We start from the raw sequence: 16,702 nt of genomic DNA, 5'->3' as shown, positions 1-16,702 counted from the left end.
GAAGCGGTCGCCAAACCGATCGTGCGCGACGATATCGCGATCGCGACGAGCATGTCGGTCGGCATCGTCGGGTGCCGCGACGTCGCGCCGGGCCTCTCTATGGACGAGTGGCCGAACGAAATGATGCACAAGGCGGACATCGCCATGTATCACGCCAAGAAACACGGCAAGAACCGCTATGTCTGGTTCGAACCCGTGATGGAGCAGGAACTCAAATTCCGCAGCCAGCTTGAAAACGGCATCCGGGCCGGGATCGCAGCAGGCGAGTTCGTTCCTTTCTATGAACAGCAGGTCGATATCGAAAGCGGCCGACTGGTCGGCTTCGAAATGCTGGCGCGTTGGCAATCGCCTGCGCTCGGCCTGGTCGGCCCGGATATCTTCATCCCCATCGCCGAGGAAATCGGCGTGATCGACGAATTGTCCGAATGCCTCATAATCCAGGCATTCAAGGATGCTCGCGAATGGGATCCCAGCCTTACGCTCTCGGTGAATATCTCGCCCATCCAGCTTCGCGATCCGTGGTTCTCGCAGAAATTCCTCAAACTCCTGATCCAGCACAATTTCCCTGCCTCCCGCCTGGAAATCGAGATTACCGAAAGCTGCCTGCACGATAACATATCGTCGGTCCGCACGATGATCGCTTCGCTGCGCAATCAGGGCGTCGGCGTCAGCCTCGACGATTTCGGCACCGGCTATGCCAGCCTTTCGCAATTGCGCACGTTGCCATTCGATCGCATCAAGATCGACCGCAGCTTCATCCGCGAGATCAACAATGGCGAGGCCAGCAGCAAGCTGGTGGATGCGATCGTGGCGATGGGTGCGGGGCTCAAAATGCCGATTACCGCAGAAGGGATCGAGAACGAGGATATCCTGAACTCCCTGCGGTCCATGAGCGGGCTCAAGGGCCAAGGGTATCATTACGGTCGCCCCGAAACGGCCTCCGCAGTGATCGACCGGCTGCGCGAGCATGGGCTGCTCGCAGCCCCGGATAATGAGCTCGGCAGCGCTCCCCGCATGGCGATCGGCGGAGCCTGATCGCGAAAACCCGCCGGATCGGCGGAGCCTGATCGCAGCAAAGATCACGATCGGCGGAGCCTGATCGCACCAAACAATAAGAGCGGTGGAGCCTGATACCGCAGGCCCGGAAACGCGAGAGGCTGGACCCGAGTAGCCGAGCAATTTAGACGCGGTGGCGATTATGCGCGTTCCCTTCACCAAAATGCACGGCTTGGGCAATGACTTCGTCGTGCTCGATGCGCGCGGCGATGCCCTACCCGCGATCGAACCGCGCATGGCGGCGGCTCTGGCCGACCGCCGGGAAGGGATCGGATGCGATCAGCTGATCCTTCTCGAACCGAGCGACAGCGCCGATTTCCGAATGCGGATATTTAACAGCGATGGCGGCGAAGTGGGCGCGTGCGGCAATGCCTCGCGTGCGGTCGCCATCCTGCACGGCGCGCCCGCCTCGGTCGAAACCGCAGGCGGAACGATCGCGCTGGAGCCAACCGAGACGGGCGCAAGCGTCGATATGGGCGTGCCGCGCTTCGAATGGGACGCGATCCCGCTCGATTATCCGATGGATACGTTGACCATGCCAGTCGGGTGGGACGATTTGCGCGATCCCGGTGCCGCCAATGTCGGCAATCCGCATGTGGTGTTTTTCGTCGAGGACACGGATGCCATCGCGCTCGACCGGATCGGCCCGGAGATCGAGATCGATCCGCTGTTTCCCGAACGCGTCAACGTGAATGTCGCGACCATAATTGACCGGACGCGGATACGCCTCCGCGTTTGGGAGCGGGGCGCCGGTCTCACTCGCGCCTGCGGCACGGGCGCCTGCGCGACGGCGGTGGTGGCCATGCGCCGGGGGTTTGTGGAGCGTGAGGTCGCGGTGGAATTGCCCGGCGGCGAACTCACCATCGCCTGGCAGCAGGATGGCCGCATCCGCATGACCGGCCCCGCGACCGAAAGCTATCGCGGCAGCTTCGAGTGGGACGATTACGCGTGAGCGGTGCCGAACTCGTAACGCTGGGCTGCCGTCTCAACATCGCCGAGAGCGAGCGCATGCGCGCCATGATGGCGGGCGAGCGCGATCTCGTGGTGGTCAACAGCTGCGCCGTCACGCGTGAGGCGGTGCGGCAGACAAGGCAGGCGATCCGCCGCGCCCGTCGCGCCAATCCCGCCGCACGTTTGATCGTAACCGGTTGCGCTGCCGAGACCGAGCGCGAGGCGATCGCCGCCATGCCCGAAGTGGACGGACTCGTCGCCAATGCGGCCAAGCTCGATCCGCGCGCCTGGAACCTGCCCGAAACTGCACCGCCCGCGCCCAAGCACCGCACCCGCGCCTTTGTGGCAGTGCAGAACGGTTGCGATCACGCCTGCACCTTCTGCGTGATCCCGCAGGGACGCGGGGCCAGCCGTTCGCTGACGATCGCCGAAGTGCTGCGCGAGGTGGAACGGCATCTCATGGAAGGCGCGCCGGAAATCGTTCTCACCGGCGTCGATGTGACGAGCTGGGGCCACGATCTGCCTGACCGCCCGCCGCTGGGCGCGCTGGTCCAGGCGATTCTCGAGGGTTTTCCAGACCTGGCCCGCCTGCGCATGTCCTCGCTCGACGGGATAGAGATCGATCCGCTGTTGTTCGAACTCTTCGCTAGCGAGAAACGCCTGATGCCGCATCTCCACCTCTCGCTCCAGCACGGGCACGATCTGATCCTCAAGCGCATGAAGCGCCGCCATTCGCGCGCTCAAGCGGTAAAGCTGGTATCCGATCTGCGTGCGCGACGTCCGGACCTTGCAGTCGGGGCGGACCTCATCGCCGGCTTCCCGACCGAAAGCGACGAGCATCACGAGGCCAATCTCTCGATCGTCCGCGATCTCCAGATCGTCCATTGCCACGTCTTTCCCTATTCCCCGCGCGACAACACGCCTGCCGCGCGCATGCCGCAGGTCGATCGCGCGATCGTGAAGGCCCGCGCCGCCGAACTGCGGGCGGTGGCCGCCGCTACGCAGGCCGAGTGGTTGGCGACGCTCGTCGACAAACCGCTCAGCGTCCTCGCCGAACGCGACGGCAGCGGCTATGCGGAAAACTTCGCCAGGATCGCGCTTCCCGACGGCATGGCCGCCGGGACCATCGCGACCCTCACCCCGCGCACAATCGAAGGCAGACTTCTCGTATGAGTTCACCCAGCTGGAGCGAACGCCTTTTCGGTGGCTTCCGCAAGACGTCGGAGCGGCTGGCCGCCAATCTCGACGTGGTCGGCACCGCGCGGCTGGACGAAGCGACGCTGGACGATGTCGAGGATGCCCTGATCCTCTCCGATCTGGGCCCCACCGCCGCGCGCCGCATTCGCGAACGCCTGCGCGAAAAACGCTTCGGACTCGAAATCAGCCAGCGCGAATTGCAGGAAGCCGTGGCCGCGGAAATCGCCGCGATCCTGCGTCCGGTGGCAAAGCCGCTGGAAGTGACGGCCTTTCCGCGCCCGCAGGTCGTGCTTGTGATCGGCGTCAACGGCAGCGGCAAGACCACCACCATCGCCAAGCTCGCCCACCTGTTTCAGGAAGACGATTACGAGGTCATGCTCGCGGCGGGCGACACGTTCCGCGCCGCGGCCATTGGCCAGCTCGCCACCTGGGCGGAACGGATCGACGTGCCGCTGGTGCGCGGCCCCGAAGGCGGGGATCCGGCCAGCATCGTGTTTGACGCGGTCAAACTTGCCACCGACAAGGGCACCGATGCCCTGATCGTCGACACGGCAGGCCGGTTGCAGAACAAGCGCGAGCTGATGGACGAACTGGCCAAGATCAGAAAGGTTCTCGGGCGCTTGAACCCCGAAGCGCCGCACGATGTCGTCCTGGTGCTCGATGCGACCAACGGGCAGAACGCGCTCAACCAAATCGACGTTTTCAAGGAAGTCGCGGGCGTGACCGGTCTCGTCATGACCAAGCTCGACGGCACGGCGCGCGGTGGTGTCCTGGTCGCCGCGGCGGAGCAATACGGTCTGCCCATCCATGCCATCGGCGTGGGCGAGAAGATCGACGATCTGCGCCCCTTCGATCCCGATCTGGTCGCGCGCGTGATTGCGGGAGTGGCCTGAAATGAGCGAACCGCAAACCAAGCCCAAATCCGGCTGGCTCAACACTCTCGTCGATTACGGGCCGCTGCTCGTCTTCCTTGGCGTCTACAAATTCTACCAGCCGCCCGAAACATCCACCTTCGGCGAGATCGCGGCCGTCATCTACGGCACGATCGCCTTCATGATCGCCGCCGTCGTGGCGCTCGCCTTCTCGAAATGGAAATTCGGCAAGATCAGCCCGATGCTGATGCTCTCGACCGCGCTGATCGTCGGCTTCGGCGCGCTGACCATCTGGCTGCGCGACGAACGCTTCATCCAATTCAAACCGACCGCCATCTATCTCCTGTTCGGCATCGTGCTGATCGGAGGCTGGCTGCGCGGCAAGGCGATGCTGCAAGTGCTGCTGGAAGCCGCTTTCGAAGGCGTCGACCGGGAAGGCTGGCTCAAACTGTCGCGCAATTGGGGCATCTACTTCTTTGCCATGGCCGCGCTCAACGAAGTGCTGGTGCGCACGATGAGCTTCGAAAGCTGGCTATGGGCCAAGCTGTGGGTGTTCCTGCCGCTGAGCTTCGTCTTCACCCTCTCGCAAATCCCGATGCTCCTGCGCCACGGCTTGGCGCTGGAGGATGAAAAGGACGTGGTGAAAGACGAGCCGCCGACGGCCTAGGGGCTGAACGGTAGGAGGCGTATGCCCGTCACGATCGATCGCGATCCACCCGAAGCCATCCGGTCCGCGCTCAGCAAGGGCATCGCGGGTTCAACCGCCACACTATTCCCGATCTCGAACCGAGCGAGGCCGAGATCCGCTTCCACGCGATCGCTACCGATGAAGCGGGCGACCTTGTCGGCGGCCTGCGCGGCGCATGTTACTGGAACACGCTTCACATCGAACTGCTGTGGCTGGCTGATCACGCACGCGGAACCGGAATCGGTCGACAGATGATCGAAAGCGCGGAAGCTTTCGCGGTCGCGAACGACTGTGAAAAGGCACTGGTCGAAACAACCAGTTGGCAGGCGCGCCCTTTCTACGAGCGAAATGGATACGAATTGCTGGCGACGCTCGAAGGCAGGCGCAGGGGACACGCCTCGCATTACCTGGCGAAGACGCTTTTACCGACCGATGCGACGCCCTGACCTTCAAAAAGGTGCAGCGATCAAGACGTTCAAGGCTCGTTTACGAATTTGTGTGAAAGTCCCTTCGGGACCACTGAGAAACTGTCATGAACCGGGCGGGGCTTGAGGAACATTTCGATCTGAAGGGGCGCCCTGCGCTCGATCGCCTGCTGCGCTTCGAGGCGCCCATCGCGGCGCGTTACGATGCGGAGCATTCTGCGGAGCGTCTCGCCGACCTGCGCTCCGCCATCCTGGTCGGCCTCGTCTTCTACAATCTCTACAATATCACCAGTTTCGCCCTGTTGCCGGACACTATCGGCCTTTCGCTGATCCTTCGCCTCGGCATGGTCACTCCCCTGGCGCTGGCGCTGGTCTGGGCGATTGGGCGCATTTCCCCGCTCTGGACCGAGCGGTTCGTCGCAGCAGCGGTTTTCGGCACATACGTCGTGCCGGTATTCCTGTTCTGGAATTCGCATTCGCCGCTGGGCCTGTTCACCTTCGGCGAATTGTCGTTGACCATCATCTTCGCCAATATGTTGCTGACATTGCGGTTTTTCTACGCGATCCTCTTCACGTCCGGCGCGCTGGCGGTCACGCTGCTGGCGATCGCGTCGAAAAGCGACCTCGGCACCCCGCTTGCCTTCGCCTTCACCGTCCAGGTCCTCACCGCCTGTGCCTTCGCGCTGTATGCGAACTATCGCGAGGAAAGGCGGCGCTCGCTCGACTATCTCGCGACTCTGTCCGCCAGGCTCGAAGCCAGCGGCGCGCATGAAGCGACCCGAACCTATCGGTATCTCTCGCTCACCGATGCGCTCACGCAGCTCCCCAACCGCCGCAGCCTGACCGATCAGCTCGAAAAGGCTTTCGGCCAGCGTCGCCCATTGGCCGCGCTGATGATCGATATCGATCACTTCAAGTCCTATAACGACACGCTGGGCCACCCGGCTGGAGACGACTGCCTGCGCCGGGTCGCGGATTGCTTCGCCCGGATCGCCGCGAATACGGACGGTGCGTTTTGCGCGCGTTTCGGTGGAGAGGAATTCACCTTCCTCCTTCAGGATCGCGGCGAACTCGTCGCCGCGCGACTGGCCCGACTGATCCTGCGCGATGTCACGAACTTGGCCATCGTCCATCCCGCGCGCAGCGACGGACTGGGCATCGTGACAGTGAGCATCGGCGTCGCGCGCGCAAGCTGGGGTGCCACCGGATCACCGCAGGATCTCCTGCACGCCGCCGATGCCGCGCTTTACATCGCCAAGCGACGGGGCAGGAACCAGTTCAGCCTCTGGGACAGCCAGGCCGAGCAGCCGGCGGTCGTCATCTGAACCTCAGGGCGGCAACGACACGAAGGCCGCTCTAAATCTCCACCTGGCTCCCAAGCTCCACCACGCGGTTGGTCGGCAGGCGGAAGAAATCCATCGCAGTCGCCGCGTTCCTGAGCATCCAGGCGAAGATCTTTTCCCGCCAGATCGGCATGCCTGGCTTCTCGCTCGGCAGCAGGGTCTGGCGGCTGAGGAAAAAGCTCGTATCCATCATGTCGAATTCGCCGCCGCAGCGCTGCATCTGCTTCAGGCCTTCGGGCACATTGGTTTCCTGCATGAAGCCATAATGGAGGACGGCGCGGTAGAAGCCATCGCCCAGATCAACCATTTCGCACCGCTCATGCTCGTCCACATAGGGCGTGTCGTCGATCAGCACGGTCAGGATCACGACGCGTTCGTGCAACACCTTGTTGTGCTTGATATTGTGCAGGAGCGCGGAAGGGACGCCTGCGGTCTGGCTGGCCATGAAGATCGCCGTGCCGGGTACGCGGGTGGCGCTGTTCTTGGCGCTCTTGGCGAAGATCTCGATCGGCAGGGCGATCTCGCTCATCCGGTCGCGCATCAGGGTGCGGCCCTTCGCCCAGGTAGTCAGCAGCGTGAAGGCGACCACGCCCACCACCAGCGGGAACCAGCCCCCATCGGGTATCTTGACGAGATTTGCCGCGAAATAGGCCCCATCGACGATGAGGAACAGCACCACGACCGGCAGCGCGTACCACCACTTCCATTTCCACACCCCGATGAACAATACGCCCATCAACAGCGTGTCGATCGTCACAGCGCCCGTCACCGCGATACCATAAGCCGCCGCCAGGCTGGACGAGGTTTGGAAGGTCAGCACCAGCACGATCACTGCGACCATCAGCGCCCAGTTCACCACCGGAATGTAGATCTGGCCCGCTTCGGTCTCGCTGGTGTGACGGATCGAAAGGCGCGGGATGAAGCCCAATTGCATCGCCTGATGCGTGATCGAGAACGCGCCCGAAATCACCGCCTGGCTGGCAATGAAGGTCGCCATCGTGGCAAGGATCACCAGCGGAAGCCGCCATTCCTCGCTCGCCAGCAGGAAGAAGGGATTGCGCACGACTTCGGCTGCCTGATCCGCCGGCAGGCCTGCGATCATGGCGCCCTGTCCGAAATAATTGAGCAGCAGGCACGGCATGACGAAGCCGAACCAGGAAAGGCGCATCGGCCCGCGCCCGAAATGCCCCATGTCGGAATAGAGCGCTTCCGATCCCGTCACCGCCAGCACCACCGCGCCCAGAGCGAGGAAGGCGATCGTCCCATCGGTGATGAAGAACATCGCCGCGTAATACGGGTTGAGCGCCCACAAGATGTCGGGGTTCTGCCAGATCTGGTTGATTCCCAGCCCGGCGATCGTGAAGAAATAGACGATCATCACTGGGGCGAACAGCGCGCCGACCTTGGCCGTGCCGCGCTTCTGCAACAGGAACAGAGCGACCAGCAGGACGAGCGCGATCGGGATCACCAGCGGATCGAGCCGGTGGTTGACCACCGTAAGCCCCTCCACAGCCGATAGGACGGAGATTGCGGGCGTAATCATGCTGTCGCCGTAGAACAGCGCCGTCGCGAACACGCCCAGCAGCACGACCAGCCAGCCATAGCTCGACTTGCCGATATGGCGGCTGAGCAATGCGACGAGGGCCAGACTGCCGCCCTGCCCCTTATTGTCGGCACGCATCAGGATGGTGACGTACTGGATCGCAACGACCAGCAGCATCGACCAGAAGATCAGGCTGACGACGCCCAGGACATGCATCCGGTCGATGGCGATCTGAAAACTGTTCTGCGGCGAGAAGGTCTCGCGGAACGCATAGAGCGGGCTGGTGCCGATATCGCCGAACACGATCCCGATCGCGCCGACGGCAAGCGCCGTCTTCGAACCCGAATGGCCGTGGCCGCGATCGGCGGAGCCCGGTGCGCTTTCCAGCGATGCCGGTTCGCCCGGAAGGGACGACGGCGCGGCGGAGGATTGGGTTGGGACGGTGTCGCTCATGCTGCAATCGAACTCTCGTTCACGCCCGCCACTACGGCAAAATCGCCGGACCGAGCCGCAAGGAGCGCGCGTCTAGCACTGCGGCTTCGCACCCGCAACACGCCAGCGCCGCGCTCATTCGGCCCGCCGTTCCTGCTCGATCCGCGCGATCGCCAGGTCGAGCGCGGCAAGGCGGGCGGCGAGATCGGCGCGATACCGGGCATCCTCGGGTGCCGCTTGAAGGGCGGCGGCCCACAGCTCGCGCGCTTCCTCGAAGCGGGAATTGCGGATCATGGCGATACCCTGGAAGTAATCGGCGGCGGCATTGTCGGGATTGGTCGCTCTGGCACGGGCATAGGCGAATTCGGCCGCTTCGCTCAGCGTGCCGTTGGCGTGTTCGACCAGTACGTTCGCCATCGCCACCCAGGCTTGCGAGTCGTTGGGGTTCTCGGCGACCGCGTTGCGCAGGAAATCGATCGCGTCGCGATACTGGCCCCGCCGCGCGAACCCGTCCGCCGTCACCACATAGCGCGAGGGCAGGACGCCCTCGTCGTAGAATTCCTTGCGCGCTTCCACCATCGCTTCACCCGATCCGGGATCGAGCGCCTGCGCCGTTTTCGGCGCGGCGGGCTGGTCGGGCGCGCCCTGCGTCGCGTAACCGGCGAGACCGAACAGGAGAGCGGCGGCAAACAGCGTCCACGACGAGCGCGGCAGTTTGAGCACGAAAGCCGCGAAGGCGAAGCCTGCAACCGCAAGCGCGAGGATGGCCAGCCAGCTCATCCTTGCCTCGCAAACCGGCGACGGAAAATCGCCAGCGCGGCGATCAGGATCAGCACCGGCACGGCGAAGAGCGGCCAAGTGGTGGCACCGACTTCCGGGCGATAGCTAACGTAATCGCCGTATCGTTCGACGAGCCAGCTACGAATTTCCTCCGGCGTTTCCCCCGCTGCGATACGAATACGGACCTGATGGCGCATATCGCCTGCCATCGGCGCGTCGCTATCCGCGATGGACTGCGACTGGCAGGTGAGGCAGCGCAGCGTTTCCATCAGATCCTGCGCCTGCGCTTCCTGCGCGGCATCGTCGAGCTGACGGTTGGCGAACGGCGCGGGTGGCAGCGATTGCTGGGCCGCCAGCGGCCCGGCCGCGACCAGCGCAAGGACGATCGGAAGAAGGCGCGACCTCATTCCGCCGCCTCGCGCAGTTTCTCCAGCAGGATCGGAACGTCGCGCTCGCGAATGTCGCCGATATGTTGATAGGCGATCTTGCCGGTGCCAGTGATGACGAAGGTTTCGGGCACGCCCGACGATCCGATGCCGAGTTGGACTTCCGACAAATCGTCCGATCCGATCGCGGCATAGGGATTGCCGTGGCGCTCGAGGAATTGCGCGACATCTTCCGGCCGGTCGCGGATCGCGACGCCGACGATGGTTGCACCCTCCTCGCGAAGCCGTTCCAGCTGCGGTGCTTCGGCGATGCAGGGCAAGCACCAGCTCGCCCAGATATTTAGAAGGCGCGGCTTGCCGTCCTTGAAATCGTCGCTCGCCGCGCCGGGCAGACCAGAAGTGGCGGGCTCCAGATCGAAATAGGGCAATGCCTTGCCCACCATCCGGCTTTCCACCACCTCGTCGCGCGGCTGCGTCAACTGGTAGGCGGCAAGGCCGAGAAAGCCCGCAAAGGCCAGCAGGGGAATCCACAGGCGCCAGCTCATGCCGCCACTTCCCTGCGCCTGGCCGCAGCCTTGCGGCGCACGAAGCGGCGGCGCAGATCGTGAAGCACATGGCCGATCAGCGCAAGAGCCCCGCCGATGGCGATCAGCACGCCGCCATACCAAATCCAGGTCACGAACGGTTTCCACCACAACCGCACCTGCCAGCGCGCCGGCCCGTCCGCCCCTGCCCCGGCCTGATTGCCGATCACGGCGTAGAGCTGACCGTTCCAGCGCGTTTCGAGTACGCTTTCGGCGGTCTGCTGGGGCGGTGCCCAGAAGGTGCGATGCTGCGGGTTAAGCGAAACAGGTTCCCCGCCCTCCTGCCGCGCGGACAGCTGCGCTTCCATCGCCGTCCAATTCGCGCCCGCTGCCGGAGCGACCTGTTCGAGCTCCACCGTCCAGGGGCCGACCGTGGTCGCTTCGCCCGGCGCCAGCGCGGCGAGGCGTTCCTTGGTGAAGGCGCTTTCGCTCGCCATTCCGAACAGAGCGACCGCAAGGCCGAGATGACCCAACACCATCCCCCATGTCGCGATCGGCACGCGGCGCAAATTGCGCCCTTTCAGCGGCATCACGCTGCCCACGGCAAGCACTGCTGCGAGCGCAAGCCCCAGAAGCGGCAGCAAGGCGACATCGCCGAGCAGCGAGACCAGGATCAGCACTGCCAGCAAAAGCGCCGCCAACAGCGCCAATTCCTTGCGGATACGTCCGAACCCGTCCTTGCGCCAGCGCAGCAGCGGTCCGACCGCCATCACCGCCACCATCGGCAGAGCGAAGATCGCGCCGACGGGATTGAAGTAAGGCGGCCCGACAGACACCCGCACATCGAACGCTTCGGTCAGAAGCGGATAGAGCGTGCCCAGCAATACCACCGCGAGGATCGCGGAGAGCAGCACGTTGTTGACCACCAGCGCCCCTTCGCGGCTGGCGACGGCAAACCGCGCGCCTTCGCTCACCGCGCCGGCTCTCAATGCGAACAGCAACAAAGCCCCGCCGATGTAGATGGCGAGCAGGAACAGGATGAACGTCCCCCGCTCGGGATCGACTGCGAAGGCGTGCACGCTCGTTAGGATGCCGGACCGCACCAGAAACGTGCCAAGCATGCTCATCGAGAAAGCGACGACGCCCAGCATGATCGTCCAAGCGCGCAGCGCATCGCGCGCGGCAAGGACGCTGGCGGAATGGAGCAGCGCAGTCGCGGCGAGCCACGGCATCAGGGAAGCGTTTTCGACTGGATCCCAGAACCACCAGCCGCCCCAGCCCAGCTCATAATAGGCCCAATAGCTGCCCGCCGTTATTCCGAGCGTGAGGAACACCCATGCCCCCAGCACCCAGGGTCGCATCGCGCGGGCGAAATCTGGCGTCACCTGCCGCGTCACCAGCGCACCCACGGCGAAGCTGAAAGCGACCGAAAGGCCGACATAGCCGAGATAAAGCGTCGGCGGATGGAAGGCGAGGCCGATATCCTGCAGGAGTGGATTGAGCCCCGCCCCCTCCTCGACCGGAATCGGCAATCTTTCGAAGGGGTTGGAGCTCAAAAGCAGGAAAGCGTAAAAGCCCAGCGCCACGAAGCCCTGCGATGCCAGCACCGCCTGCATCGTGCGTTCCGGCAGGCGGCGCTCGACCAGCGCGATCAGCGCGCCCGACGCGGCAAGCACGGTGACCCAAAGCAGCATCGAGCCTTCGTGATTGCCCCACGCGCCCGACAATTTGAAAATCATCGGCTTCAGCGAATGCGAATTGTCCGCGACCAGTTTCACCGACAGATCGGTGACCGCGAAGACGTACAGCAAAGCCGCGAAGGAAAGCGCGGCCAATATACCCTGCACGACCGTGGCGGGCCGGGTCAGGTCCGCGATGGCGGCCTCGCCGGTGCCCGCATCCTGCCGCACGGCCAGCGCGCCGGTGACCAGCTGCAGCGCCGCAAGCGCAGCGGCAAGCCACAGGGCGGCAAGGCCGAGTTCGGCGATCATTGCAGGCCCACAGTGGTTTCCTCGGCCATTTCGGCGGCCTGCCCTTCGCTCATGCCCTCCAATTCGCGCGGCATGTAATTCTCGTCATGCTTCGCGAGGAGATTGTCGGCAATGAACGTCCCATCGGGGCTCAGCCTGCCTTCCGCGACCACGCCCGATCCTTCCACGAACAGATCGGGCAGGATGCCCGTGAAGCGCACGGGGATGGCGGATTCTTCCCGTCCGGTGACGGTAAAGGCCACGGTCACACCGTCGGAAAGCGTGCTGAGCGATCCCTGCTGCACCATGCCGCCCAGGCGGACTGCCTGCCCGATCTCCGGCGGATCGTCGCGCATCTGCTCGGGCAGATAGAAATAGCTCGCCTGGCTGCGCAGCGCATAGGCCGCGAGCAGGCCCGCTGCGATCAGCACGGCAAGCGCGATCAGAGCGAGCACCAGCCGTTGGTGCTTGGGCTTGAACCGCGCGCTCATCGGCGGCGCACCTCGTCCCGCCGCCGTTCCGCCCGGCGCATCGCCAGCCAGCTCCAGACGAGCATGGCGACCGTCCCCAGCAGCCCGACGGCATAAGCCGCGATCACGAAGTCCCACTGGTCGAGCGCCTCGCGCATCACGCCGCCTCCATCGCCCGGCGCCGCAACCGGGCCTCGGCCTGCGTGTCCGCCAACAGAGCGCGCATTCGCATCAACACGACTGCGCCGAACAGCAGCGAGAAGCCCAGCACGCTGACCAGCAAAGGCGTGAGGAAGGCGGCATCGATGGAACTGCGCCCCATCGTAATGCTCGGCGGCTGGTGCAGCGAATTCCACCACACCACGCTGCGATTGATGATCGGGATATTGACTGCGCCCAGCAGGCCGAAAATGGCGGGTATCCGTGCGCTCACACCTTCGCGCTCGGCAGCCTGGGCCAGCGCGATATAGGCGACGTAGAGGAATGCCAGCACCAGCATGCTGGTCAGCCGACCATCCCAAACCCACCACGTCCCCCAGGTGGGCCTGCCCCAGATCGAACCCGTAATGAGACAGATCAGAGTGAACACAAGGCCCGGCACCGCCGCCGCCCGCGCAGCAAGCGCGGCCAGAGGGTGGCGCCAGACGAGATAGACGAGACTGGAGAGCGCGATGGCGCTCCACCCGCCCATGCCGAGCCAGGCGGTGGGTACGTGAAGAAAGAGAATGCGGACCGTCTCGCCCATCAATCGGTCGGGCGGGACCACGAACAGCCCCCATGCCAGCGCTCCGCCTGCCAATACCACGCCGCTCACGAGCAACAGCGGCGTGAGCCACTGCGCCAGCGACAGGAAGCGCTTGGGATTGGCGAAGACATGCATGGGTGATTTATCCGCAAGGCCTTTGGCAGGCGCGGAGCCGGGGGGCAAGTCCGGCTTCATGGGATCGGCACAAATCGTCATGCTGTCTCGTCGCCGACGCGCTGGGCACAGTGCATCACACAGTTTGCTAAGCGCGGCGAGACTTCGCCGAGGGTCGCTAAATCGAGGCCGGATGGCGGCGCCGGCGCCCCCTGCGCCGAGATTACCGTCCGATAAGCTCCTGAGCCATGCGGTCGGCTACCTGATCGGGTGAAACGCCGGATCGGTCGCTTTCCTGCCAGATCTGCTCCAGCCGCCCGGGAATCGTCGCGATGCGCTCTCGCACGTCGTTGATGTCGCAAGCCTGTCCATCGGTCCGCGCGAGATATTCGAGCGTTACCGAGATGATCCCGCCGGCGTTGATAACGTAATCGGGCGCGTAGAGGATGCCGCGCTCCGCCAGCATCGGCCCGTGATGGGCGCGCGCGAGCTGGTTATTCGCCCCGCCCGCCACGATCTTGCAATCGAGCCGCGCGATGCCCTCGTCGTCGAGAATCGCGCCCAATGCGTTGGGGCTGAAAACTTCGCACGATACGCTCATGATCGCGTCTGATGCGACCGCTTTGCCGCCCAGTTCGCGGGCGAGCGCTTCGGCGCGCGCGGCGTCGATATCGGCCAGCGTGAGCCTGGCTCCGTCCTTGGCAAGCAGACGCGCGACACCGCCGCCGACGCTGCCCGTGCCCTGGATCGCGACATGCACGCCGTCGAGCGAATCCTTGCCCAATTTGTGGCGCACCGCCGCCTTGATGCCGTGATAGATTCCCATCGCAGTGAACGGGCCGGGATCGCCGCCCGCCGCATCCTTGCCCTCGACAGGGAGGCCGGAGACGTATTGCGTGCGCTCGGCAACGCGGGCCATGTCGGCTTCGCTGATGCCGACATCTTCCGCCGTAACGTAACGCCCTCCCAGCGCCTCGACCGCATCGGCGAAGGCAGTGAGCATTTCGGGTGTCTTGGTGCCCTTGTCGTCGGCCAGAATCACGGCCTTGCCGCCGCCCATGGGCAGGCCCGCCATCGCGTTCTTGTAGCTCATGCCCCGGCTGAGGCGCAGCGCGTCGCGCATGGCATTCTTGGGTTCGGCATAGTGCCAGAACCGCGTGCCGCCCGCGCCCGGGCCGAGATGGCTGGAATGGACCGCGATGATCGCCGTGAGGCCCGATTTCGGTTCACGCACCACTTCGACCAATTCGTGGTCGTCATAGTCCGGCTCGGTCCAGAATGCGGTCATGCTGCCAATGCCCCGTTACACGCAAAAAGGAAGGAAATGGGGCGATCGACGGGGTTTGAACCCGCGACCTCCGGTACCACAAACCGGCGCTCTGACCAACTGAGCTACGATCGCCACATACCCTGGGTCCGGACGGATCCGAACCGCGAACCGGGGCTGATACTGCGCCGCGTCGGCCCGTCAAGGGACCGAACGACACGCACGCGCCTGTTGCACACGATGCTTCGAAAGCAAAGGAAAAATCGCGTCAAAGCCAATGCCAACGCAACTATCTTGCAAGCACTTGGAAAGGGCACTGCAACCGGCTTGCCCCGCCCGGGCGTTTGCATATGGTCGCATGTCATGACGGGCCCAGGCGATTCTAGCGCGAAGACCATTCTCGACCATGAAGGGGCGCAGCGCGTCCCCACCGACAAACTCGATCTGTTCCAGTTGCGCGGGTTCGCGGAGCCGGATCTGTGCGCGAATCTGATCGATCGGATCGAGACCAATCGGCGCCCTTCCACCCTGGCCGATCCCAATGGCGACGATTATTTCCGCACCAGCGAAACCTGCGACCTTCCGCCCGACGATCCCGCGACCATCGCGATGGAGGCGAAACTCGCAGCGCTCAGCGGAATCGATCCCGCTTACGGAGAACCTCTGCAGGGCCAGCGTTACGATGTCGGGCAGGAGTTCAAGCCGCATTGCGACTGGTTCAATCCCGACGGCCAGGATTACGAGAAATACTGCTCGGTCGCGGGCCAGCGGACCTGGACCTTCATGGTGTATCTGAACGAAGTCGAATCCGGCGGCGCGACGCGTTTCAAGGCGATCCGCAAAAGCTTTCAGCCCGGGACCGGCAAGCTGGTGTGCTGGAACAACCGCCGTCCCGATCTGCGCCCTAACCCCAACACGATCCACCACGGCATGAAGGTGCGCAAGGGCGTCAAATACGTGATCACCAAATGGTATCGCGAGAAGCCGTGGGGCTGGTGAGAATATGACGCATACGAAAAGGGCGGCCCCGCAGGACCGCCCTTTTTTGATCTTGTCTGATCTCGCAGAGAAAGCCCGCGCTTACTTCTTGAGGCTGAGACCGCCGAAGCGCTTGTTGAACGCGGCGACTCGGCCACCTTCCTGAAGCTGCTGCTTGCCGCCGGTCCAGGCCGGGTGGCTCGTCGGGTCGATGTCGAGCGTCAGCGTGTCGCCTTCCTTGCCCCAAGTGGAGCGGGTCTGGAACTCGGTGCCGTCGGTCATCTTGACGGTGATCATGTGATACTGGGGGTGCGCATCGGCCTTCATGGCATATGTCCTTCGAGCTTCGGAACGGTTCCGACCGGTCCAGCTGTTTGTAAGAGAGACGCGCCCCATACAGCGACGCGCCGAATTTGCAAGTATCGTCGTCGAAAACCGGTCCGCAGCGCGCGGACGGAAATCAGGACGCTAGGCGTCCGGCGCGTCTGCAATCATGGCCGTGAAATTGACCTCGCAGGTAACTTTCCCGTTGACGCTCGCTTCGCCCGCGAATTTGCACACGCGCGCGCGCTTCTGGACGAATTCAGCCTTGAGATCGAGCAGCACACCCGGCGTGACCGGGCTGCGGAACTTGGCGTTCTCGATCGCCATGAAATAGACGAGCTTGCCCGATCCGGCGAGGTCGAGGCTTTCGACCGCGAGCACGCCGGCGGCCTGCGCCAGCGCTTCGATCTGGAGCACGCCGGGCATGATCGGCGCGCCGGGGAAATGGCCCTGGAAGAAATCCTCGTTGAAGCTGACCGCCTTGATCGCATGGATTCGCTCGTCGCGAACCAGGCTCTGGACCCGGTCGACCAGGAGCATGGGATAGCGATGCGGCAGCGCTTTCAGCACCTGCACGATGTCGAGGCTCGTCGCCCCGCCGTTCCCGCTCGTGTCGTTCGCGCTGTCGCTCATCGCT

General features: G+C 64.2%; 19 protein-coding genes and 1 tRNA gene. 8 read left to right on the top strand and 12 right to left on the bottom strand.

The features are described 5' to 3' along the window. The 7 genes from A3736_RS07450 to A3736_RS07415 form a co-directional block, all read left to right on the top strand. A partial coding sequence (locus A3736_RS07450) for a bifunctional diguanylate cyclase/phosphodiesterase (RefSeq protein ID WP_156502033.1) occupies window positions 1–1,035 on the top strand: 1,035 nt, incomplete at its 5' end. A 163-nt stretch (window positions 1,036–1,198) separates the two neighbouring features. Further along, complete coding sequence (gene dapF / locus A3736_RS07445) at window positions 1,199–2,008, top strand: diaminopimelate epimerase (RefSeq protein ID WP_067681153.1); 810 nt, start codon at window positions 1,199–1,201, stop codon at window positions 2,006–2,008. After that, window positions 2,005–3,180 (top strand): MiaB/RimO family radical SAM methylthiotransferase, encoded by a 1,176-nt coding sequence (locus A3736_RS07440; protein WP_067681131.1) that lies wholly within the window; start codon window positions 2,005–2,007, stop codon window positions 3,178–3,180. Before dapF ends, A3736_RS07440 begins: the two co-directional genes overlap by 4 nt. Next, window positions 3,177–4,097 carry a signal recognition particle-docking protein FtsY gene (gene ftsY, locus A3736_RS07435; protein ID WP_067681128.1) on the top strand — a complete coding sequence of 307 codons (921 nt, stop codon included), beginning with the start codon at window positions 3,177–3,179 and terminating at the stop codon, window positions 4,095–4,097. The genes A3736_RS07440 and ftsY overlap by 4 nt, the downstream gene beginning before the upstream one ends. Before the next feature lies 1 nt (window position 4,098). After that, window positions 4,099–4,743, top strand: a complete 645-nt coding sequence (locus tag A3736_RS07430) for an inner membrane-spanning protein YciB (protein WP_067681125.1) — start codon at window positions 4,099–4,101, stop codon at window positions 4,741–4,743. Between the two features lie 104 nt (window positions 4,744–4,847). Beyond that, complete coding sequence (locus A3736_RS07420) at window positions 4,848–5,210, top strand: GNAT family N-acetyltransferase (RefSeq protein WP_082851364.1); 363 nt, start codon at window positions 4,848–4,850, stop codon at window positions 5,208–5,210. Window positions 5,211–5,296: 86 nt separating this feature from the next. Continuing rightward, window positions 5,297–6,514, top strand: coding sequence for a diguanylate cyclase (locus tag A3736_RS07415; RefSeq protein WP_067681116.1), 1,218 nt, complete (start codon window positions 5,297–5,299; stop codon window positions 6,512–6,514). Window positions 6,515–6,545: 31 nt separating this feature from the next. On the opposite strand, the gene A3736_RS07410 is transcribed toward A3736_RS07415, so the two are convergent. From A3736_RS07410 to A3736_RS07370, 10 genes are all read right to left on the bottom strand, one after another. Further along, window positions 6,546–8,528 carry a potassium transporter Kup gene (locus tag A3736_RS07410; RefSeq protein ID WP_067681113.1) on the bottom strand — a complete coding sequence of 661 codons (1,983 nt, stop codon included), beginning with the start codon at window positions 8,526–8,528 and terminating at the stop codon, window positions 6,546–6,548. A gap of 114 nt (window positions 8,529–8,642) precedes the next feature. Then, entirely contained in the window at window positions 8,643–9,287 is a 645-nt protein-coding gene (locus A3736_RS07405; protein ID WP_067681110.1) for a tetratricopeptide repeat protein, read from the bottom strand. Further along, a complete protein-coding gene (locus A3736_RS07400) occupies window positions 9,284–9,694 on the bottom strand; it encodes a cytochrome c-type biogenesis protein (RefSeq protein ID WP_067681107.1) in 411 nt (136 codons plus the stop codon). The genes A3736_RS07405 and A3736_RS07400 overlap by 4 nt, the downstream gene beginning before the upstream one ends. Then, entirely contained in the window at window positions 9,691–10,218 is a 528-nt protein-coding gene (locus A3736_RS07395) for a redoxin family protein (RefSeq protein WP_067681104.1), read from the bottom strand. Before A3736_RS07395 ends, A3736_RS07400 begins: the two co-directional genes overlap by 4 nt. Then, window positions 10,215–12,188 (bottom strand): heme lyase CcmF/NrfE family subunit, encoded by a 1,974-nt coding sequence (locus tag A3736_RS07390; RefSeq protein WP_067681100.1) that lies wholly within the window; start codon window positions 12,186–12,188, stop codon window positions 10,215–10,217. The genes A3736_RS07395 and A3736_RS07390 overlap by 4 nt, the downstream gene beginning before the upstream one ends. After that, entirely contained in the window at window positions 12,185–12,658 is a 474-nt protein-coding gene (gene ccmE / locus A3736_RS07385; protein ID WP_067681097.1) for a cytochrome c maturation protein CcmE, read from the bottom strand. Before ccmE ends, A3736_RS07390 begins: the two co-directional genes overlap by 4 nt. Next, window positions 12,655–12,798, bottom strand: a complete 144-nt coding sequence (locus A3736_RS17040) for a hypothetical protein (protein WP_156502032.1) — start codon at window positions 12,796–12,798, stop codon at window positions 12,655–12,657. Before A3736_RS17040 ends, ccmE begins: the two co-directional genes overlap by 4 nt. Continuing rightward, window positions 12,795–13,517, bottom strand: coding sequence for a heme ABC transporter permease CcmC (gene ccmC, locus A3736_RS07380; RefSeq protein WP_067681094.1), 723 nt, complete (start codon window positions 13,515–13,517; stop codon window positions 12,795–12,797). Before ccmC ends, A3736_RS17040 begins: the two co-directional genes overlap by 4 nt. Window positions 13,518–13,719: 202 nt before the next feature. Continuing rightward, window positions 13,720–14,784, bottom strand: coding sequence for a Glu/Leu/Phe/Val dehydrogenase dimerization domain-containing protein (locus A3736_RS07375; RefSeq protein ID WP_067681091.1), 1,065 nt, complete (start codon window positions 14,782–14,784; stop codon window positions 13,720–13,722). 37 nt (window positions 14,785–14,821) lie between these two features. Beyond that, window positions 14,822–14,898 (bottom strand) — tRNA-His (locus A3736_RS07370). A 228-nt stretch (window positions 14,899–15,126) separates the two neighbouring features. Here A3736_RS07370 and A3736_RS07365 point away from each other — a divergent pair. Beyond that, window positions 15,127–15,762 carry a 2OG-Fe(II) oxygenase gene (locus tag A3736_RS07365; RefSeq protein ID WP_067681088.1) on the top strand — a complete coding sequence of 212 codons (636 nt, stop codon included), beginning with the start codon at window positions 15,127–15,129 and terminating at the stop codon, window positions 15,760–15,762. A gap of 81 nt (window positions 15,763–15,843) precedes the next feature. Here A3736_RS07365 and rpmE read toward each other — a convergent pair whose 3' ends face one another. Together rpmE and fabZ are read right to left on the bottom strand one after the other, a co-directional pair. After that, a complete protein-coding gene (gene rpmE, locus A3736_RS07360) occupies window positions 15,844–16,068 on the bottom strand; it encodes a 50S ribosomal protein L31 (RefSeq protein ID WP_067681085.1) in 225 nt (74 codons plus the stop codon). 141 nt (window positions 16,069–16,209) lie between these two features. Next, entirely contained in the window at window positions 16,210–16,698 is a 489-nt protein-coding gene (gene fabZ / locus A3736_RS07355) for a 3-hydroxyacyl-ACP dehydratase FabZ (RefSeq protein ID WP_067681082.1), read from the bottom strand. Window positions 16,699–16,702 lie beyond the last annotated feature (4 nt).

The organism is Erythrobacter sp. HI0063, assembly GCF_001635685.1.
Classification (GTDB): Bacteria; Pseudomonadota; Alphaproteobacteria; order Sphingomonadales; family Sphingomonadaceae; genus Qipengyuania.
The sequence above is the reverse complement of the archived record's forward strand: the minus strand, read 5'-3'. Positions and strand labels throughout refer to the sequence as shown.